General features: G+C 45.8%; 14 protein-coding genes. 11 read left to right on the forward strand and 3 right to left on the reverse strand.

Features of this window, described 5'->3' with window-relative positions; all coding sequences use genetic code 11:
• The first annotated feature begins 134 nt into the window (after positions 1–134).
• From ABDW16_RS11310 to ABDW16_RS11350, 9 genes are all read left to right on the forward strand, one after another.
• Positions 135–1,472 carry an alpha/beta hydrolase-fold protein gene (locus tag ABDW16_RS11310; protein WP_343669823.1) on the forward strand — a complete coding sequence of 446 codons (1,338 nt, stop codon included), beginning with the start codon at positions 135–137 and terminating at the stop codon, positions 1,470–1,472.
• Positions 1,473–1,479: 7 nt separating this feature from the next.
• Positions 1,480–3,810 carry an ABC transporter permease gene (locus ABDW16_RS11315; protein ID WP_343669824.1) on the forward strand — a complete coding sequence of 777 codons (2,331 nt, stop codon included), beginning with the start codon at positions 1,480–1,482 and terminating at the stop codon, positions 3,808–3,810.
• A 64-nt stretch (positions 3,811–3,874) separates the two neighbouring features.
• On the forward strand, positions 3,875–4,936 hold the full coding sequence (locus tag ABDW16_RS11320; RefSeq protein ID WP_343669825.1) for an FAD-binding oxidoreductase: 1,062 nt from the start codon (positions 3,875–3,877) through the stop codon (positions 4,934–4,936).
• Between the two features lie 95 nt (positions 4,937–5,031).
• Complete coding sequence (gene aspS / locus ABDW16_RS11325; RefSeq protein WP_343669826.1) at positions 5,032–6,777, forward strand: aspartate--tRNA ligase; 1,746 nt, start codon at positions 5,032–5,034, stop codon at positions 6,775–6,777.
• Positions 6,778–7,069: 292 nt separating this feature from the next.
• Positions 7,070–7,597, forward strand: coding sequence for a glucosaminidase domain-containing protein (locus tag ABDW16_RS11330; protein WP_343669827.1), 528 nt, complete (start codon positions 7,070–7,072; stop codon positions 7,595–7,597).
• A gap of 118 nt (positions 7,598–7,715) precedes the next feature.
• On the forward strand, positions 7,716–9,164 hold the full coding sequence (locus ABDW16_RS11335) for a hypothetical protein (protein WP_343669828.1): 1,449 nt from the start codon (positions 7,716–7,718) through the stop codon (positions 9,162–9,164).
• Entirely contained in the window at positions 9,136–10,401 is a 1,266-nt protein-coding gene (locus ABDW16_RS11340) for a GDSL-type esterase/lipase family protein (RefSeq protein ID WP_343669830.1), read from the forward strand. Before ABDW16_RS11335 ends, ABDW16_RS11340 begins: the two co-directional genes overlap by 29 nt.
• Positions 10,391–11,878, forward strand: coding sequence for an MBOAT family O-acyltransferase (locus ABDW16_RS11345; RefSeq protein ID WP_343669833.1), 1,488 nt, complete (start codon positions 10,391–10,393; stop codon positions 11,876–11,878). The genes ABDW16_RS11340 and ABDW16_RS11345 overlap by 11 nt, the downstream gene beginning before the upstream one ends.
• 101 nt (positions 11,879–11,979) lie before the next feature.
• Complete coding sequence (locus tag ABDW16_RS11350) at positions 11,980–13,281, forward strand: porin (protein ID WP_343669835.1); 1,302 nt, start codon at positions 11,980–11,982, stop codon at positions 13,279–13,281.
• Positions 13,282–13,373: 92 nt separating this feature from the next.
• On the opposite strand, the gene ABDW16_RS11355 is transcribed toward ABDW16_RS11350, so the two are convergent.
• The 3 genes from ABDW16_RS11355 to ABDW16_RS11365 form a co-directional block, all read right to left on the reverse strand.
• Positions 13,374–14,420 carry an ATP-binding protein gene (locus ABDW16_RS11355; protein ID WP_343669836.1) on the reverse strand — a complete coding sequence of 349 codons (1,047 nt, stop codon included), beginning with the start codon at positions 14,418–14,420 and terminating at the stop codon, positions 13,374–13,376.
• 160 nt (positions 14,421–14,580) lie between these two features.
• Entirely contained in the window at positions 14,581–15,264 is a 684-nt protein-coding gene (locus tag ABDW16_RS11360) for a response regulator transcription factor (RefSeq protein ID WP_343669837.1), read from the reverse strand.
• Positions 15,265–15,432: 168 nt separating this feature from the next.
• Entirely contained in the window at positions 15,433–16,188 is a 756-nt protein-coding gene (locus ABDW16_RS11365; protein ID WP_343669838.1) for a DUF1003 domain-containing protein, read from the reverse strand.
• 159 nt (positions 16,189–16,347) lie between these two features.
• On the opposite strand from ABDW16_RS11365, the gene ABDW16_RS11370 reads away from it, so the two are divergent.
• Positions 16,348–18,549 carry a hypothetical protein gene (locus tag ABDW16_RS11370; RefSeq protein ID WP_343669840.1) on the forward strand — a complete coding sequence of 734 codons (2,202 nt, stop codon included), beginning with the start codon at positions 16,348–16,350 and terminating at the stop codon, positions 18,547–18,549.
• A 253-nt stretch (positions 18,550–18,802) separates the two neighbouring features.
• Entirely contained in the window at positions 18,803–20,470 is a 1,668-nt protein-coding gene (locus ABDW16_RS11375; protein WP_343669841.1) for an ABC transporter ATP-binding protein, read from the forward strand.
• Positions 20,471–20,544: the final 74 nt, after the last annotated feature.

Consider the following 20,544-nt stretch of genomic DNA (forward strand, 5'->3'; position numbering starts at 1 on the left):
CAGCCGTTTTTCGTTAGTGAACAGCCCATGTATCAAAATCGGACAATATTGAAATACTACGATTGTCTAAACTGTTGAAAATCAATTTTATCACAAAGTGGCATTTTTTTAGTCCACACCAAGATTTCCGGGTCATGAAGCAAACTATCTGTATTCTCCTTGTTTTATTGCTGGCGGGCAATGCTACCGCGCAACAGGTGAAGATCATCCGCGATTCCCTGTACTCTGACAACCTGAAAGAGACGCGCCAGATTGAGGTGGAACTACCGGATGATTACGATCCTGCTTCAGGGAAAAAGTATGAAGTGATCTACGTAACGGATGGAGAATGGAACAATGACATTGTTGCACATATGCAACGTTTCGTACAGATTCAGTTTATACCTCCCTGTATAGTAGTCAGCATGAAGCATATGGGCTTCCGTGACCGGGATTTTACACCCAGCCGTTTGCAAGGCAACCCCCGTTCCGGCGGAGCCGATAAATTCCTTGCATTTATGAAGACTGAACTGATGCCCTATATTGAAAAAAAATACCCTGCCCGGGCTGACAACAGGGTATATATAGGCTCTTCACTGGCTGGCTTATTTGGAATGTATGCCTTTCTGCATGATCCATTGTTGTTTGAATCATACCTTATTTCAGATCCTGCTATGTGGTGGGACAATGGTCTCCTGCTCAAAGAAACCGGCGATAAACTGCCGGGAATGAGCAATGTGCATGCATCGCTGTACATCACAGGCAGGGAAGGAGCATCCATGCGTGAGATGGGAGTGTCTCAGCTGGATTCTATTTTCAGGGAAAAAGCACCGGCCTCTTTGCACTGGAAGGTAACACCTTATGCAGGAGAGACCCACAACAGTATGATTTTTAAAACCGTGTTTGATGGATTGAAATTCACCTGGGCGGGTTATACCACCGATAAACCCAGGTATCATCCTATGACGGGCATTGTGCTGAAAGATAAATCATTCCCGCTCTACATCTGGCCGGACGAAAGGGCTGACTGGCATTATACGACAGATGGAACAGTGCCTACAGCAGCATCTCCACGTATTACAGGTAAACTGGATCTTACCATTCCTGTAGCGTTTACGATTAAGTCTATTTGTGTAAGAGATGAATACAGTGATACGGTAAAGGGTAGTTTTAAATTGGGAAATACCTTGCCATCGGCGCCATTATCAAAAAAGCTGAAACCCGGTGGCCTGGATAGTTTGCAGGGACAACTGAGTGGAGGTATTAAAATCGATACAGACGGTTATTACATATTTTTTGTCAATACGGAAGACAGTGTAAATATATCACTCGGCAATGTGGCTTTTGACAAACAGAGTTTTGTCGTGCCATTACAGAAAGGATATTATCCACTGAAAATTTCTTACAAAGGTACAGCTCCCGGTATAGAGTGGGTAGCACCTGCAAGTCCGGATTCAGGTCCGGTGCCGGCTACAGCATTGTACCACCATTAATAAAGTTATGATCAAGCGTTTCCTGAAAAAGTACAGTATTCTCAACATTTTCGGCCTGGCCATTGGCATCATCTGTGCCGGTGTGATCTTTTTATGGGTGGAAGATGAAGTACAGTTTGACAATGTCAATCAGAAGAAGGACCGGTTGTATTCTGTGCTGGCTAACTGGCAGTATGATAGTTATATCCCTACTTTCTGGTCTACTGCAGCACCACTGGCGCCAGCGATGAAAGCAGATATACCGGGTGTGGTCAATGTGTTTCGTATGACGGAAGAATGGGCGCCGGCATTGATGAGCAATGGAGATAAAGCAGTCTATGCATCCGGCAGGTATGCTGATCCTTCTGTTTTTAACATGCTCACCATGCCTTTTGTAGCAGGTGGTACTTTTAGTGAATTGCACTCCGTAGTGATTACAGAAAAAATGGCGAAGAAATGTTTTGGCGATGAGAAAAATGTGATCGGGAAAACGCTGAAGATGGATAATAAGGATGCATATGTAGTGAGCGGTGTCGTCAAAGACTGGCCATCGAATGTATCGTTCAAACCTGAATGGATTGCCCCATTTGAAATCATAGAAAAAACGAATGCTTACTATAGTAGCTGGACTTCCAATTCCCTGATCACAGTAGTAGAACTGGCACCGAATGCAAATGTAGACGCTATCAATAAGCAGCTGTATAACTATGTGCAGCAGCATGCAGAGGGTGCCGTGAATCACCTGTTTTTATTCCCCATGAACAAGTGGCGGCTCTATGGCAATTTTGATAATGGAAAGCCTGCCGGTGGCAGAATTCAATATGTGAGAATGTTTACGCTCATTGCGTGGATTATACTATTTATTGCGTGTATCAACTTTATGAATCTCGCTACTGCCAGCAGTGAAAAACGTGCAAGAGAGGTAGGTGTGAGAAAAGTAATGGGAGCTTCCAGGCGTGGGTTGGTATTGCGGTTCATGGGCGAAGCGATTTTGATAGCTGCGATCGCTTGTGTACTGGCGGTTGTACTGATCTGGACCTTACTGCCTTATTGTAACCTGATTTTAGGCAAGGAGCTGGCTATGGATCTGCTGGCGCCTGCGCATATTGGTGCATTACTGGGAATCGTACTGATTTGTGGATTGGTGGCAGGCAGTTATCCCGCATTATATCTTTCTTCCTTTCAGCCACTGGCTGTATTGAAGGGGTATAAACGTACTACAGGCAGTGCAGCATGGATCAGAAAAGGTCTGGTTATTGTACAGTTCACAGTGTCGATCGTATTGATCATTTGTACCGTTATCATTTACCAGCAGATCGGTCATGTGAAAGGGCGTGATATGGGCTTTGACAGAAGGAATGTAGTGGGTATGAATATCACACCGAATGTAGTTAAAAACTTTCCCTCCATTAAACAGGACCTGATAAATACAGGTGTGGTAGAACAGGTAGCGCTGGCAGATCATGCGGTGATTTATGGCGGTAACAATACAGACGAAATATACTGGGAGGGGAAACCTGCTACACAAAAAATACTGATTTCCACACGTTTTATCAGTCCCGAATACTTGTCTGCCATGAAGATGCAGATCAGGGAGGGCCGTGACTTTCGTGCTGGCGACAGTATGAATGTAGTGATCACCGAATCGATGGCAAAGTTGATTGATAAAGGAAGTGTGATAGGAAAAACGCTCAATATACCCTGGGATAAGGCGGGCAATTTACGTTCGTTTCCGATCGTAGGTGTTGTGAAAGATTATATGTATGGCGACATGTATGGTTCTCCCGATCCGGTGGTGTTCTTCTGTATACCAGAAGTGGCGAATATTCTCTACATGCGGTTGAAAGCTGATGTGGCGCCAGACAAGGCATTGAGCAAGGTGGGCGCAGTGATGTTAAAAGACAATCCTGCTTATCCGTTTGATTATATTCTGATGGAAGATCAGTTCAATAATCTCTTTAGTGGCGAAATGCTGATCAACAGGTTGTCGACTGTATTTGCAGTGATTGCGATCCTGATTTCCTGTCTCGGATTGTTTGGATTAGCGACTTACATGGCGGAGCGCCGTACCCGCGAAGTGGGCATCCGCAAGGTATTGGGGGCAACTACATCGGGCATCACGATATTGTTATCCAAAGATTTTTTAAGACTGGTGGGTATTGCTGTGCTGCTGGCATTTCCGCTGGCATGGTATGCAATGTCTTCGTGGTTGCAGCAATATGCTTACAGGGTAGATATACACTGGTGGGTATTTGTACTGGCAGGAGCGATGGCTATGATTATTTCTTTGTTTACCGTTAGTTTTCAATCAATTAGGGCGGCGCTCATGAACCCTGTCAGGAGCCTGCGTGCAGAATAAGTCATTTCTTCCATTGACCATTATCATTACGGGCTAGATATTTTCGCATTATTTTGCATATCAAATGAATGTAGATTATCTGGTAGTAGGTCAGGGCATCGCAGGTACGATGCTAAGTTACAGCCTGATGCAGGCTGGAGCTTCTGTGCTCGTCATCGACGAATACAAGGAAAATAGTTCTTCCCGTGTGGCTGCAGGTGTGGTGAACCCGGTATCGGGCAGGCGTTTTACAGTGGCGTGGTTGTATGATGAGATCTACCCGGTGGCCCTGCGCACGTATCGTGAAATGGAGGAATTACTGGGTTTACCTGTATATAAAGAGCGGGATCTGTGGACGGTGTTACCGTCAGAGCAGTTGAGAACGGCATTCTTTGACAGAACGACAGGTCTGGATTATATGCGGCTGCCATCGGGCGCAGCTGTAGCCCACTATGACCAATGGCTGGATCAGCCTTTTGGTGCCGCCATTATCAAAGGGGGTACGGTATTGCTGCAACAGTTGCTACCGATCTGGAGAGAATACCTGAAAAAACATAACTCCCTGCTGGAAGAGCGTTTCCTGCCTTCCAAATTGCAGGCGAAGCCTGCGGGTGTCATTTATGGCGACATTCATGCCAGGGCAATGATCTTTTGCGACGGCGCCCAAACTCCCCATAACCCCTGGTTCAGTGCTATTCCTTTCCTCCTGAATAAGGGGGAGGTATTGATAGTACGGGTACCTGGGTTTGAAACCGCCGATATAGTAAAGAGAAGTATATCCATGGTGCCGGTACCGGGTCAAAAGGACATCTATTGGGTAGGTGCCACTTTTGCCTGGGATTATCCGGATGAAAACCCAACTGCCGAAAAACGAGCTTTCCTTGAGAATGGACTCCAACAATTATTAAAAGTACCCTATGAGGTGCTGGACCACCAGGCGGCAGTACGGCCAAGTGGCACAGACCGCCGTCCTATGTTGGGCATGCACCCTGAAATGCCTTCTCTTGGCTTATTCAATGGCCTGGGAACCAAAGGGTCCAGCCTGGCACCGGCCATGGCGGCCCAGATGACGGCTCATTTGCTGCGGAATGCCCCACTGTGGCAGGAAACCGATATAAAACGGTTTTTTAACAGGTATAAAGGTTAGAAATGCTGGCGGCAAACGTTATCTTTGCCGACCGTCCCGGAGAACTGCCGGGTCGGTTGAAAAGATATTTAAGAGCAACACATAAGGTATAGTATATGTACAGAACGCACACCTGTGGCGAGTTACGATTGGAAAACATAGGCACACCCGTAACCCTGGCCGGTTGGGTACAGACAGTCCGGAAATTCGGAAGCATTACTTTCGTGGATCTGCGTGACCGCTATGGTATCACGCAATTGTTGTTTGGCGAAGCCCTCAATCCACAACTGGACGCACAGCCCCTGGGCCGTGAGTTCGTATTGCAGGTAGAAGGTACTGTGACAGAGCGTTCTAATAAAAATAAAAATATTCCCACCGGTGATATCGAAATCACCGTGAGCAACTTTACCATCCTGAACAAGGCCCAAACGCCTCCTTTCACCATCCAGGATGATACTGATGGTGGAGACGAGCTGCGTATGAAATACCGCTACCTCGATCTGCGTCGTAATATAGTAAGACAGAACCTTGAGCTGCGTTACCGTGTTAATAGAGCAGCACGTAACTTCCTGGACAGCAAAGGCTTCATGGATATTGAAACGCCTTTCCTGATCAAGTCTACGCCAGAAGGTGCACGTGACTTTGTGGTACCAAGCCGTATGAACCCTAACGAGTTCTACGCTTTGCCCCAGTCTCCGCAAACTTTCAAGCAGCTGCTGATGGTGAGTGGTTACGACAAGTACTACCAGATCGTAAAGTGCTTCAGGGATGAGGACCTCCGTGCTGACCGCCAGCCGGAATTTACCCAGATCGACTGTGAAATGAGCTTCGTAGACCAGGACGATATCCTGAATAACTTCGAAGAAATGCTGAAATACATCTTCAAAGAGATCAAGGGCATTGAGTTTACCGAAGCATTCCCACGCATGACTTACGACGATGCGATGGAACATTATGGTAATGACAAGCCGGACATCCGTTTCGAAATGAAACTGGTGAACATGAACGATACTGTAAAAGGCAATGGCTTCAAGGTATTTGACGAAGCTGAGCTGGTAGTAGCGATCTGTGCAAAAGGCTGTGCAGAATATACCCGTAAGCAGCTGGATGAGCTGACTGAGTGGGTAAAACGTCCACAGATTGGTATGACCGGACTGATCTACGCCCGTTATGGTGCAGATGGTTCCATCAAGAGTTCTGTGGATAAATTCTTTGACGAGAGCAAGCTGAAAGGCTGGGCAGAGAAAACCGGTGCACAACCGGGAGACCTGATCCTGGTGCTGGCTGGCAAGGAAGAGCGTACCCGCAAGGCGATGAGCGAGCTCCGCCTGGAAATGGGTGAGCGCCTGGGCCTGCGCAATAAAGATGTATATAAACCGTTGTGGGTAGTAGACTTCCCGCTCTTTGAATACGATGAGGAAGATAAACGCTGGGTAGCTAAGCACCATCCGTTTACTTCTCCAAAACCAGAACAGATCAGCTGGATGGACGATTTGTCTAAATATGCAGATATCAAGGCCAACGCTTACGATATCGTACTGAACGGTACGGAAGTAGGTGGTGGTTCTATTCGTATCTTCCAGCGTGACCTGCAGGAAAAGATGTTTGCTGCGCTGGGTATGGACGAGGAAGAATTCAATCACAAGTTTGGCTTCCTGTTGGGTGCCTTCGAATATGGTGCACCACCACATGGCGGTATGGCATGGGGCTTTGACAGGCTTTGTGCTTTGCTGGGTGGCAGCGAGAGCATTCGTGACTTTATCGCCTTCCCGAAAAACAACTCCGGACGCGATGTAATGTTGGACGCCCCAAGCTCAATCGACCAGAAACAACTGGACGAACTGCAGATAGCCCTGAAGTAATGGCATGGTATTTGCCAATGGCAGCATGCATGTAAACAACTAAAATCCCCCTTGACACTGTGAAAATGCGGTATCAAGGGGGATTGTTGCAAACAATCAGAGGCATGATATTTACTGAATCCCAATGACTTATGTAAGTATAGCCCCTCATTCCTATAAAATATTTTAACATTTAATAGTCACATTATAGAAACTTTTAAACTATATTGCCGGTAAGAAGGAATGTTTCTGGCGCCCGATAATGATGAGATTGATAACACACACATTATTAAGTACAAGAAAAATTACTGCCATGACATTGAACAAGATGTTCAGCAGAGGATGGTTTTGTGCAGTGCTATGCATGCTCTTACTGTTTGGCAACAGTGCATACTCCCAAAGCAGGAACCGTTACGTAGTGAAATACGAAGAAACGGCGATTGCATTAATGAATGAGACCGGTATTCCAGCCAGTGTGATCCTGGGGGTTGCTATGCTGGAATCAGGCATGGGAACCAGCAAAAATGCCCGTTTGCTCCACAACCATTTTGGAATTGTGGGCAGCAACAAGCTCCATAAGAAGAAGGGAGTGACCTATAGGTCCCGGTACAGGGAGTTTGCATCTGACGATGCATCTTTCCAGTACTTTGCCAAAATGGTCATGAAGAAGAAGTATTACTCCAAATTGAAGGGGGATGTAAAGTATAAAGACTGGCTGAAGCATATGAACAGTAGCGGATACTCTGCTGCTGGTCATGAATGGGAGAGAAGAGTGGCAGGCATGATCAGTCGGTACAAGCTGTACAAGCTGGATGAGCAAATGGCTTATTCAAAGAAATAAATTTTAAAAAATGACGTAACTAAACGCATCTGCCCCCGGGTAGATGCGTTTAGTTATGTTATGGAATAGCGCTATCTTTAGAAGATTTAGTAGACCAATCCAATAATCAGAGTAATTCATGTCTGGCAATAATAAATCTGCCTATCCTTTTTACATCATTACGGGGGCTTTAGTGTGTCTGTTAGCATTATCACAGTTTGACAACATTGTGTCTTACGCAGGTTTTAAAACCCGCCCGCTGGATATGCTGGCGGATCTGCGACCTGATTCTTTAAGAAAACAAGAGGAAGATGCCCCGGTCGATAGTTCTATGATTCCACAGATTCCTGAAGAGGGAGACTCCACAGCAACTGCTGCAGAACAAGCTGCAGATTCTACCCTTGCCACTGAGCTGGCAGACGTTCCAGACCCTGACAATCATCTCGATTTTACTGATTATAAAGGCATTATCAGTTATAACCTGCCTTCAACTGCCGATACGGCAGCTGCCGGGCTCCAGCATTTCCTCGATGCATTGGTCCAGCTGAAACAGGGCAAGCGTAAGAAAGTACGTATTGCGTACTTCGGCGACTCTATGATCGAAGGCGACCTGCTCACAGAAGACCTGCGCGATAGCCTGCAAAGGACATTTGGGGGCAGTGGTGTGGGATTTGTACCCATCACCTCGGTAGTAGCGGGCTTCAGAACAACCATTACACATACATTTTCCAAAGACTGGAAAGACTATAGTTATAAACAACAACCACCTTCCAATATCTCGCTTGGCATTTCCGGCCACACATTTGTACCTGGCAGTAACAGTTATGTTCGCTATACACCGGTGCATAAAAAGCGCCTGGACAAGTTTGAACATATCACATTGTTCTATGGCCCTGCCGGTAATGCAAATATCACTATCAATGATAAGGCATATAGCCTGAAAGAGCAGAACACTGTTAACCGTTTTGTATGGTCACAGGATCCGGCACAGAACAATGTGACGATCAAGTGGGCAGGGGGCTCGGCTACACCATTTTATGGCGTGTCTTTTGAAGGCGATAGCGGGGTGTATGTAGACAACTTTTCTTTCCGTGGTATCAGTGGGATTGAACTGGGCAAGTTGTCGAAATCACTGGTGCGGGAAATGCAGGCCGAACATCCTTATGACCTTGTCGTACTCCAGTATGGCGCTAATATATTGTTCAAACCAAAGTTGACTGACTACAGCTGGTATGCAAGACCCATGAAGAAGGTAATTGACTCTTTGAGAAAAGACATGCCTGGTACTTCATTCCTGGTGATAAGCACAGCTGATAAATCATATAAAAATGGTGGTGACTGGGTGACGGCGCCGGGTGTGATGGCCTTACTCAAAGAGCAGCATGAACTGGCTAAGCAGCATGGTACTGCTTACTGGAACCTGTATGCTGCGATGGGCGGTGAAGGTACCATGGCAAAGTGGGTCGACGGTGACCAGGTGTTAGCCCAGAAAGACCATACGCATTTTAACAGACAGGGGGCAGCCAAAGTAGCGGCGCTGCTGTATAAAGCTATGATGGATGAATTTAAGCAGTTGGAAATTCAATAAAACAACATTCTTTGCAGGGATATTGACGTTAACTGTCAGCCTGGCTTCTGGTCAGGCGAACCGTATTGCACAGGATTCCGCACTTAACAAGTTCTTTGCTTCGCTCGACAGGTCAGATAGTATGGTGGTATCCATACTGCACCTGGGTGATTCTCATATTCAGGCCGGTTTTTTTCCCGAGGCGACCGCCTCCCTGCTACAGCGGGATTTCGGAGATGCCGGCAGGGGGTGGGTATTTCCCTGGAACCTGGCCAATACCAATGGTCCCGGCGATTATCGCTGGAACAGTACAGCCAGATGGTCAGCTGACCGTATTATCGATAAGTATAAACCTTCTGTATTAGGACCGGGTGCTATCGTGATCAGCTCTACACAGCCCTCACCGGCCCTGGCTTACAACAGGAGGGAAGATGGCCCGGAGAATAATATCAGCCAGGCAGAACTTTTTTACGACGCCGGGCCTGAAGAGGCCACTATCGTAGCTCCCGGGGCAGATATCAATATATTCGGACCGCCATTCAGGGCTGCAAGTTCTACGGTGAAGGCAGCTACATTGAATTTTGAGGAACCGGTACAGAACTTCCAGGTTCGCTGGGATGATAAAGGCAGCCAGCCGTTTCATTTTTATGGCGCCCTGCTGTTCAACGGTAAGCCGGGGATACAATACAATGCTATTGGTATCAATGGGGCGATGTATAGCCAGTACAATGATGCCAACAATACCCTGATCGCACAGATGGATGTGCTGAAACCACAGCTGGTAATCATCTCGCTGGGCACGAATGAGGCTTTCAGTTCGCTGAGTGCTTCTAATTTCAGAGACCAGATAGATAGTGCGGTAACGGTGATACGCCGGTATCAGCCGGGAGCGAGTATTCTGCTGACTACCCCGCCGGAGTGTAAGAAAGTGAGCAAACGTGCCTTCAAAAGGAAAGTCGGAAAGAAGTATAAAACCTATTATAAGATCTCTTATTATCCTAACCCTTACATAGCGGTAGTGACCCAACAGATCATGAGTTATTGTAAAGAGAAGGGGATTGCATGCTGGAACTTTAATGCGGAGAACAGGTTTAGAAATGCTGAATTCGCAGGCGGTTGGTCACCTGACCATATCCACTTCAATGTACGTGGGTACCAGTTGCAGGGAAGATTACTGTACGAAGCATTGCACCAGAGTTATTTAAAGTATAAAAAGTACACTACCGCACACTACAACGTGAACGAACATGACGATTGAGCTGAATAAAATCATAAGTCTACTGACGTATAATGAGAAGAATCCTATCCTGTTTAATAGTGCATTTTTCATGTATTATTTTGCAGTGTTCCTGCTGTTTTACCTGGCGGCGAGTAGTAATAAACGGGCCCGGGTAGCAGTGTTCACTGTATTCTCATTGTACTTTTTTTACATGGCCTGCGGGTATTATGTAGGGTTGGTATTGTTGTCGGCGGTTGTGGATTTCAATTTGTCCAGGTGGATTTACCGGTCAGAGAAGCATGGGTTCAGGAAGCGATTGCTCATATTGAGTATCGTATTGAACCTGGGATTGCTGTTTTACTTTAAGTACACTAACTTCTTTATTGGGATGATGAATGACCTGCAGCTGGGGCATATTCATCCTTTGAAGTTAATACTGCCGATAGGTATTTCGTTCTATACATTTGAAAACCTGAGTTATACAGTAGATGTGTACAAGCGGGAATTTAAGCCTGTGGACGATTTCATGGACTACCTGTTCTTCCTGTCGTTTTTCCCTAAGCTGATGATGGGACCGATTGTGAGGGCAGCTGATTTTATTCCGCAGATTTACAAGCCTTATGTGCTGGATAGGGAGGATATAGGGAAGGGGATGTACCTGATTGTGAGTGGGTTGTTTAAGAAGGTGGTAATATCGGATTTTATTAACCAGAACTTTGTACAGTATATTTTTGATGATCCGGCCAAGCATACGGGATTAGAGTGTTTGCTGGGAGTGTATGGGTATGCGCTGATCATTTATTGTGACTTCTCCGGTTATTCAGATATGGCATTGGGTATAGCCCGGTGGACAGGGTTTAAGATTCCGGCGAACTTCGATTCACCTTATCAGAGTAGCAGTATTACGGAGTTCTGGCGCAGGTGGCATATTTCGTTGTCTTCCTGGCTGAGGGATTATCTTTATATTCCTTTGGGAGGTAATCGTAAGGGGAAGGTAAGGCAATATGTGAATCTTTTTCTGACGATGTTGATAGGCGGGTTCTGGCATGGTGCGAGCTGGAATTTTATATTCTGGGGAGGTTTGCATGGGACTGCGCTGGCAGTGGATAAGGTGCGGATTGACTACCTGAAGAAGAAAGGCGGTGGGCCTTCAGGGTTTTGGGGAGGTGTGCTGAAGGTGTTTGGGGTGTTGATTACGTTTAATTTTGTGTGTTTCTGTTGGGTCTTCTTTAAGGCTGCGACTTTTGCAGATGCCTGGTCGTTGATACACCAGGTGGTATATGATTTTCAGCCGGAGGTATGGTTGGAGTTGTATAATGGATATACGGCGGTGTTTTGGGTGATGATACTCGCGTTTGTGTTGCATTTTCTGCCGAAGAAGGTGGAGTTGGGTACGGAGAATGTGTTGAGCAGGGTACCTGTGGTGGGGAATGTGGTGATTATGGTGGTTTTTATTTGGTTGTTGGCGCAGGTGAAGAGCTCGCAGCCGATGATGCCGATATATTTACAATTTTAAAGCGGATCGGTTGGATTTTTCCTTCGGAAAAATCCACGAGGTTCGCCTATTTTAAATCATTGTTAAATTTTTTCTTTTCTTTGCCGCAAATTTCGTTCTGAATGCGGCTCAAGCTCCTGCCGATTGTCGGTGTGTTTCTTCTCCTTTCCTCTGTGGCAAAGGCTCAGTTTCTTATGGACATGATTGATACCACCAAAAGTCTTGGTAAAGGTATGTTCTCTCTCTACCAGAAGTACGATGCCATGCGTTTCAGTGGCTACATCCAGCCTCAATTCCAGCTGGCAGAAGGTAAAGGAATTGAATCTTACGAAGGCGGTAACTTCCCGGATCATGTAAATAACCGTTTTATGCTGCGTCGCGGGCGATTCCGCCTCGACTACCAGCGGTATAATGCCAATCACATGCCTGTAGTCCAGTTCGCTTTCCAGTTTGATGGAACAGAACGGGGCGTATTTATCCGTGACTTCTTCGGGCGCTTATTTGAGAACCGCTGGGATGTATTTTCTGTTACAACCGGTATGTTTGCCCGTCCGTTCGGGTATGAAGTGAACCTGGCTTCAAGTGATCGTGAAACCCCGGAACGTGGGCGTATGTCTCAGATTCTGATGAAAACAGAAAGAGATCTTGGCGTCATGGTCTCATTCGAACCCCGCCGCCAGGACAATCCTTTCCGCTTTATGCGTATAGATGCCGGTCTTTTCAATGGGCAGGGCCTCAATGCCAGCAGTGACTTTGACAGTCACAAAGACCTGATTGCCCGTTTATCTATCAAACCACAGCGCCTGAATGCTGCCAACTGGCTTTTATCTGGTAGCATCTCCTGCCTGTACGGCGGTATGGAGCAGTTTACAAACTACATTTACAGGGTAAACGCCAATGTATTCAAAGTCGATTCTTCTACCGCTAATATTGGCAAAATAGCTCCCCGACACTATTATGGCGCAGATGCACAATTGAAGATTCCTAATGGAAAAAATAAAGGTTTTAGTGAGTTCAGGGCAGAATATATTCGTGGGGTACAGACCGCTACACTCAGTTCTTCAGAGTCCCTGTATGCGATTCCTATGAATGGTGCTGTCAATGCACCGCTTTACATCCGCAATTTCGATGGGGCTTACTTTTACTTCCTGCAAAACCTGGGTACGCCCAAAGACCTGGTGGTACTAAAGTACGACTGGTATGACCCTAACAGGGATGTAAAGGGAAAGCAAATCGACGCCAACTTTACAAAAGCTGATGTCAGATACAATACGTTCGGTGCCGGCTATGTGCATTACTTTGATGCGAATACTAAGATAATGCTGTATTATGACTGGGTGAAGAACGAATCGACGGCACTGACCGGGTATACAGAAGATCTGAAGGACAATGTGTTTACCTGTAGAATACAATACAGGTTTTAATATACGAGCCGGCTGCAGGCTGGCCTGAAACAAAAAAAGCTTTTGCCGGGAGGCAAAAGCTTTTTTTGTTTGATTGTATTCTTAGTTGTGTATTACTCTCCTGATCCTAATGTAAACCCGAAGGTACTTCCGATCTCCGGCTTACTGCGAATATTGATGGTCTGTCCATGTGCCTCTACAATATGTTTCACAATTGCCAGGCCCAGACCTGTACCTCCAATGTCTCTTGAACGTGCCCTGTCTGTACGATAGAACCTTTCAAACACACGTGGCAAGTGTTCTTCTGCAATTCCAATCCCATCATCAGAGATTTCCACCAGCACCCGTTTATCATCCATAATGTAGATACTCGCTACAGTATGGCCGTCGGTGCGGCCATATTTAATAGAGTTGTCAATCAGGTTAATCAGCACCTGCCTTACCTTCTCTTTATCTGCCAGCACATGTATCGGCGCTTCGCACCCTTTCTTTACACTGAACTTAATGCCCTTGGTATTCGCCTTCAGCGAGAGTGTATCAAATACATCTTTGATCAGTTCCTGGATCACAAAGTTCTCTGCATTGATCGTCATCTCTCCGCTCTCCAGTTTAGAGATCTCATCGAGATCATCAATCAGGCGGCAAAGGCGTTCAATATTCTTGGTAGAATTCTTCAGGAACAGCTTATTCACTTTTGGATCATCCATGGCACCATCCAGCAGGGTATGAATGTACCCTTGTACCGCAAAGATGGGTGTTTTCAGCTCATGGCTCAGGTTCAGCAGGAATTCCTTACGATACGCTTCGTTCCTGCGCAGGTTATCCAGCTCTTCTTTCTTCTGACTCGCCCACTTCTCTACATCCTCACTTACCTCTTCGATCGTCTTCAGGGGAAGGATGTTCTTATTGAAGAACTCTTCTCTCTTAGATGCTTTCGTTTGGTAAATGAATTTATATATCAGCTTGATCTTTCTGTAAATAAAGTTCTGTAAGATATACAGATAAAGATAATAAGACGTGAGGAAGGTCAGCACGAACGCAGTAGCGATGATCCGCCAGTTGTCATTAATTAAAACAGTCCCCAACGTAATGATCGTTGCGAGAATCAGGGCAGAAAAACCTGCCAGTTTTTGCGGGGAAAGGTTTTTGGCTTTGAACATACTCCACAATGAGTAATGATTATAATACCGGGAAATTAATCCAATTTTTTCACTTGCCATACAAAGGTAATCCTCCCGGATAGCTGTTGCAACCTATGATTACATCAGAGATCCGGCCAGGTTCGGCCTACGGCCTTTTTCAACACAATTAAACTGAATTTTACATTTCGAACTTATATCCAACGCCTTTTACAGTGGTAATGAGATCGATACCAATTTTCTGGCGAATTTTACGGATATGCACATCGATGGTACGGTCACCTACGATTACTTCTGTACCCCATACCTGGTTAAGGATTTCGTTGCGAAGGAATACGCGGCCTGGTTTAGAAGCCAGTAGTTGTAACAATTCGAATTCTTTCTTGGCCAGGATAATTTCCTGTCCTTTGTATGTCACGGTAAACTTCTCTCTGTCGATGATCAGGTCGCCCAGTTGTACCTGCATTTCTTCGGTCTTGTGCAGGCGGCGGAACAATGCATTGATACGGCTAACGAGCAACTTTGGCTTGATGGGTTTTGCAATATAGTCGTCAGCACCCATGTTCAGTCCATCTACCTCCGATTTTTCATCATTGAGGGCAGTCAGGAAGAGCACCATGGTGTCTTTAAATTCGGGAATTTTTCTGATCTCGCGGCAAGTGTCGATACCGTTTTTATTCGGCATCATAATGTCCAGCATAATCAGGTCCGGACGGAACACTTTTGCCTTCTGGATCGCCTCAATACCGTCTTTGGCAGTTACTGTATCGTACCCGGCAGACTTAAGATTATAACTGATAATCTCAAGGATATCGAGCTCATCATCCACCACTAAGATCTTGCCTGCTACCGCTTGGTCCATCATATAGTTTGACATTTTTTAGACGGCACAAAATTATATCGCCGGCCCCGCTATTAATGAAAAGTTAATATTATCTAATTGTTAATTCGGACGTATGGCACACCCATAGCCGGTATTGGGGAAAATTAAGACATATGAAATTACGTCATTTCCAGGTTATTTGGTGGCAGCCTATTCTGTTTTTTTGTGAGGGCCGGGCATTTCCCTGTGATTTCCGTTCCCTTCGCCACTGAGCTTTTTGATGGCCGCCGACATTTCGGACAGCATTTCGACCTGTGTTTGCTGCATTTCCATCATATCCTGCTGCTGGTGAATGATCAGGTGGTCTATTTTTTCGTGCAGGATCCTGACTTCCAGTTCGGACTTCAGGTTGATCATATAGTCATTTTTTGCCCTGATTCTGTCTTTTTCCTCCTGGCGGTTCTGGCTCATCATGATCACAGGTGCCTGTAGGGCTGCCAGGCAGGAAAGGATGAGGTTGAGCAGGATGAAAGGGTAGGGATCAAATCCTTTGTTGGCCAGCCAGTAGATATTGAGGGCCATCCAGCAAAGTATGAAGCTAAGGAATATGATGATAAAAGTCCAGCTACCGCCAAAATCGGCGATTTTATCAGCCAGCTTCTGACCATAAGTGAGGTTGGTATTGTCGCCGTCATCCAGTTTGTCCGTAAGGGTTTCATTGGTGCGCAGTTTTTCGATGACGGTTTTCTCCATTTCGGTGAGTTCCCCAATTTCTTTGGCAAAGAGGTGCTCAAAGTAGTGTTCCCTGTATTTGTTGAGCTCAGAAGCCGAGATTTTTGATTTACTGCTGATGTTTGGGTGATCCTTGCGAATCAGGTCCAGGACGGTTTTACGAACATGCCGGCAGTTGACCTTTTCGTTGGCGGGAAATTCTTTGCCTGAAAGATCGCTGATGAAGTTTTGCATAAATAGAGCGGATTTCCAACTTAAAAGTAAGGATTTTTGTGCTGCACCGCCGGAGGTCGATTGGTGGCTCACTTCGGGGCAGGAATGCAGACAACTCCCTTATTGTAGGAAATTGGTAGTAAATTTGCTATACTAGCCTTATTAAGCATATTTGTATTAATGAAAAAAATTATAATAGTCCTGTTAATGATTGCCTTTCAAGGCAGTCTGGTTCATGCACAAAGTAGTCAGAAGATAGACATCCCTATCGGACGTATCGGATTCCATGATAACATCGACAAAGAACAGGCAGCAGCACTAAAATTTGATGGCAAGGCAGACGACCTGGTGAAGGTGTCGGATGATCAAACGATCAACCTGCAGGTAACCAATGCCCTGATCAGACAGGTGGATGACATGCAAAACCAGATAGAGCTGGATTCTTCACTCGATCATCGTTTGAAGATCAAGTACCTGTCAGGGCTATATGTTATGCTGCACGATTATAATATGAAGCGTGCTTACCATAAAATAGCGGTTGAAGAAGCCCCGGTTATGGTAGAAGCTTATAAGGATATGATGGCTGCCGATATCAAAGGTCAGAGCATCAAACCTTACCTGCAAAACCTCACTTTCGACGCAGGCGAAAAAATGATTGAAGTATTTAAAGACAACCCTGGCTATAAAGATGCCAGAGAAGTACTCTTTGGCAAATACGCTTTTAATCACCTGGAAACCGTGATGGCAGAGATCGCCAATTACCTGGAATACCCCATTACTGACTCCGTGATAGCAGCTGTAGCACGTAAATACCCTAACCAGGTACTGACTTACGCTACTTCGTACACCCCGGTAGCCGCCAGCATCCGTAAGAACCCGGATCCAATCGTGCAGCAGATCGTAGCCATCGGCAAAACGAGCCAGCCTACCCTGATTCTGCCTTTCATTGATGAACTGATGGCCGGTACTACCACTGTCGATCAACTCACTACCATCGTAAGCAACGACGATCTCTACTTCAAACAACTGGTGAAAAGCGCTATCACGCTGCAACACCGCCGTAATAACGGGGACCATGTACTGGGGCTGAAAGCAATGATGGAAAACCTGCAGGCTAAATCTCTCCGCTATATCCGCGAAGTGGATGACCTGCACGAAGAGCCTGCTAACGTACGCTTTGCTATCGTTAAGAACTTTACACCTGAAGAACTGTATTACCTGATTGTAAACGGTCAGGAAGAATTATATACTTCCAGCTACACCAACCATAACAACGCCGGTTTGTACGACCAGATGATGGCCCGTATGAAACCTCCGCGTGGTGATAGTTTGCTGATGCTGGTAGAATTTGACCGCTTTAAGAAATTCATCGCAATGGCGGCTGGTTACAATACCCTGGATGACTTCCTGAAATCCATGGATCCGGCAAATGCCAACTACCTGATGAAGAAATATGTAAGCAGCCTGGAAAAAACAGAAGACCTGGAAGACGCCGTGGATGTGGCTAACTCCTTCGGTAGTATCCGGGATCCGAAACTGCTCACCTTCCTGCGTGAAGAGGTGGCTAAGAACTATGCTTACCTGTCTAAGAAAAAGGATAGAAGAGGGATGGTGATTTATGAACTGCTGGGTAGCCTGTTTGATACTGAAACTGAAAAGACCAGCGACTCATCCAAAGCCACAGAAATGGCTACTAAGCTGAAATTGCCTCCGATCAACTCTGTGAATTTTAATAGCCTGCTCAATGACAGTGGCCGGATTATACAACAGGTATTCTTTTATGGTGACAAAGATGGTCATGACTCTTACGTCAGCTTTATGGGCAACTTCCCATCCAGCGAGTGGAGAGTGAGTAAGAATAAATACTGGACGACAATTACTTCTATCAAGGGGAAGCCTATCACTATCTATGCGAACCTGCCGATAGAAGAGCCGGCTGATAAGGAAGCGATTCAGAAACTGAGTGAGTACCTGGATGAGAATGATATTCACCCGACGGTATTCATTCACCGTGGGCATAGTTATCACGTGAATACAACACTGGATAATTTGCAGTCGACGGCGAAGATTGTAGTGTTAGGGTCTTGTGGTGGTTATCATAACCTGGCGATTGTGTTGGAGAAATCGCCCGAGGCGCATATTATTTCTTCCAAGCAGGTGGGTACGCGATTTGTGAATGAGCCGATTATCCGCCAGTTGGATGAGACGCTGAGAGTAGGTAAGAATGTGGATTGGGTAGAAATGTGGAGTGTGCTGGGTAAGAGGTTTGCAGGGGATGCGAGGAACAAGGAGCTGTTCAGCGACTATGTGCCGCCGCATAAGAATCTGGGTGCGATCTTCATAAAGGCTTATAAGCAGATAATGAAAGATGAGAAGTTATAACAAAAAAGCTCCTGCCGCTGGCAGGAGCTTTTTTGTTGGGGGCTAACAGGCATGGTCCTGCCGCCGCAGGACCATGCCTGTTAGCGACAGAACCATTACTGGTAGATTATTCCTTAAAAAGCTGTAGGTTTGTAGACTGTAAAGCGATATTAGAGTGGAAAATCCAGCGGTTAAGAAGCAAGTATTCGATGTCAGTCTATTAAGGCGCATATTCAGTTTTACAGTTCCTTACAGACGTTCCTTTTACATATCCATGTTTTTGACGGTGTTACTGGCAGTAATTTCGCCCATGCGACCTTACCTGATCCAGCTCACGGTCGATAAATACATTGCCAGCCAGATGATGCAGATGTTGATTACTATCTCCATCATCCAGGTTGGGTTACTGCTGCTGGAAACGGTGTTTCGTTTCTACTTCTCGTACCTTACTAACTGGCTGGGACAATCGGTCGTGAAAGATATGCGTGTAGCAGTGTACAAAAAGATCGTTCATCTCAATCTCGCTTTCTTCGACAAGACCCCCATTGGTACCCTCACCACCCGCACCATCAACGATATTGAAGCTATCAACGACGTATTTTCCGAAGGTTTGATTTCTATCATTGCAGATATGCTCATGATCGTAGCCATCCTGGGTGTAATGTTCTACGAAGACTGGCGCCTCACGCTGATCAGCCTGTCCCCGTTCCCGATCCTGATCATCGCTACTTATATCTTCAAGGAAAGCGTAAACAAGTCATTCTTCCGCGTTCGAAATGCAGTGGCGGCACTGAATGCGTATGTGCAGGAACACCTGACAGGGATTGTGATTGTACAGGCATTCTCTGCAGAGAAAAGAGAATTTGCACGTTTCAAACAAATCAATAAAGAACACAGGCAGGCCAACGTAGACGCGATCTTTGCATACTCGGTCTTTTTCCCGGTAGTAGAAATTATCCTCGCCATTTCCCTGGGCTTAATGGTGTGGTGGGGAGCGAATAAGGTACTGAATTACGAAGTGACACAGGGGGTGATGATTGCGTTTATCATGTACCTGAATATGTTATTCCGCCCACTCCGTATGCTGGCAGACAAGTTTAATACCCTGCAAATGGGGATGGTAGCCAGTGAGCGCGTGTTCAGGATCATGGATAGCGACGATTATATGCCTGATAATGGCAATGAGAGTGCTGCGCAAATGAAAGGCGCTATCGCTTTTGATCATGTTTATTTTGCCTATAAGGATAAGGAATATGTACTGAAGGATATTAACTTCCACGCAGAACCCGGAGAGACCATTGCAATTGTGGGACATACAGGTTCCGGAAAGACGACAATAATCAGTATATTGAATCGTCTGTATGAGATTCAGCAGGGAAGTATCCGCATTGATGGAACAGATATCAGGGAGTATGCCTTGCAGTCATTGCGCAGTAAGATTGGGGTCGTATTGCAGGATGTGTTTCTCTTTGCAGGTTCCATTTATGAAAACATTACACTTCATAACCCCGATATTTCGAGAGAGCAGGTAGAACAAGCCGCCCGCCTCATAGGTATGCATGAGTTCATTATGCAATTGCCGGGGGGATACGATTACCAGGTAATGGAAAGGGGAACAACCCTTTCGTTGGGACAACGTCAGTTAATATCTTTTGTAAGGGCTTTATTATATGACCCTGCCATCCTGATACTGGATGAAGCGACATCTTCAGTAGATACAGAATCTGAAATGCTGATTCAGCGCGCTATCGATAAGTTGATAGCAGACCGTACCTCCATTGTAATTGCACACCGGCTGTCTACCATCAGCAAGGCAGACAAGATCATTGTGCTGGACAAGGGAGTGGTGAAGGAAATGGGTTCGCACGAAGAGTTGTTGAAATTAGAAGGGTTTTATTTCAAGTTGCATAGCATGCAGTTTAAACAACCCGATACGATATAACCAGCCTGCCGCAGGCCTGGAATGAATAAAGGAATGACCCCTTTTTTTGTTATTTTTAGTAAAATAAACTCCCC

It is taken from the genome of Chitinophaga sp., from assembly GCF_039596135.1.
Classification (GTDB): domain Bacteria; phylum Bacteroidota; class Bacteroidia; order Chitinophagales; family Chitinophagaceae; genus Chitinophaga.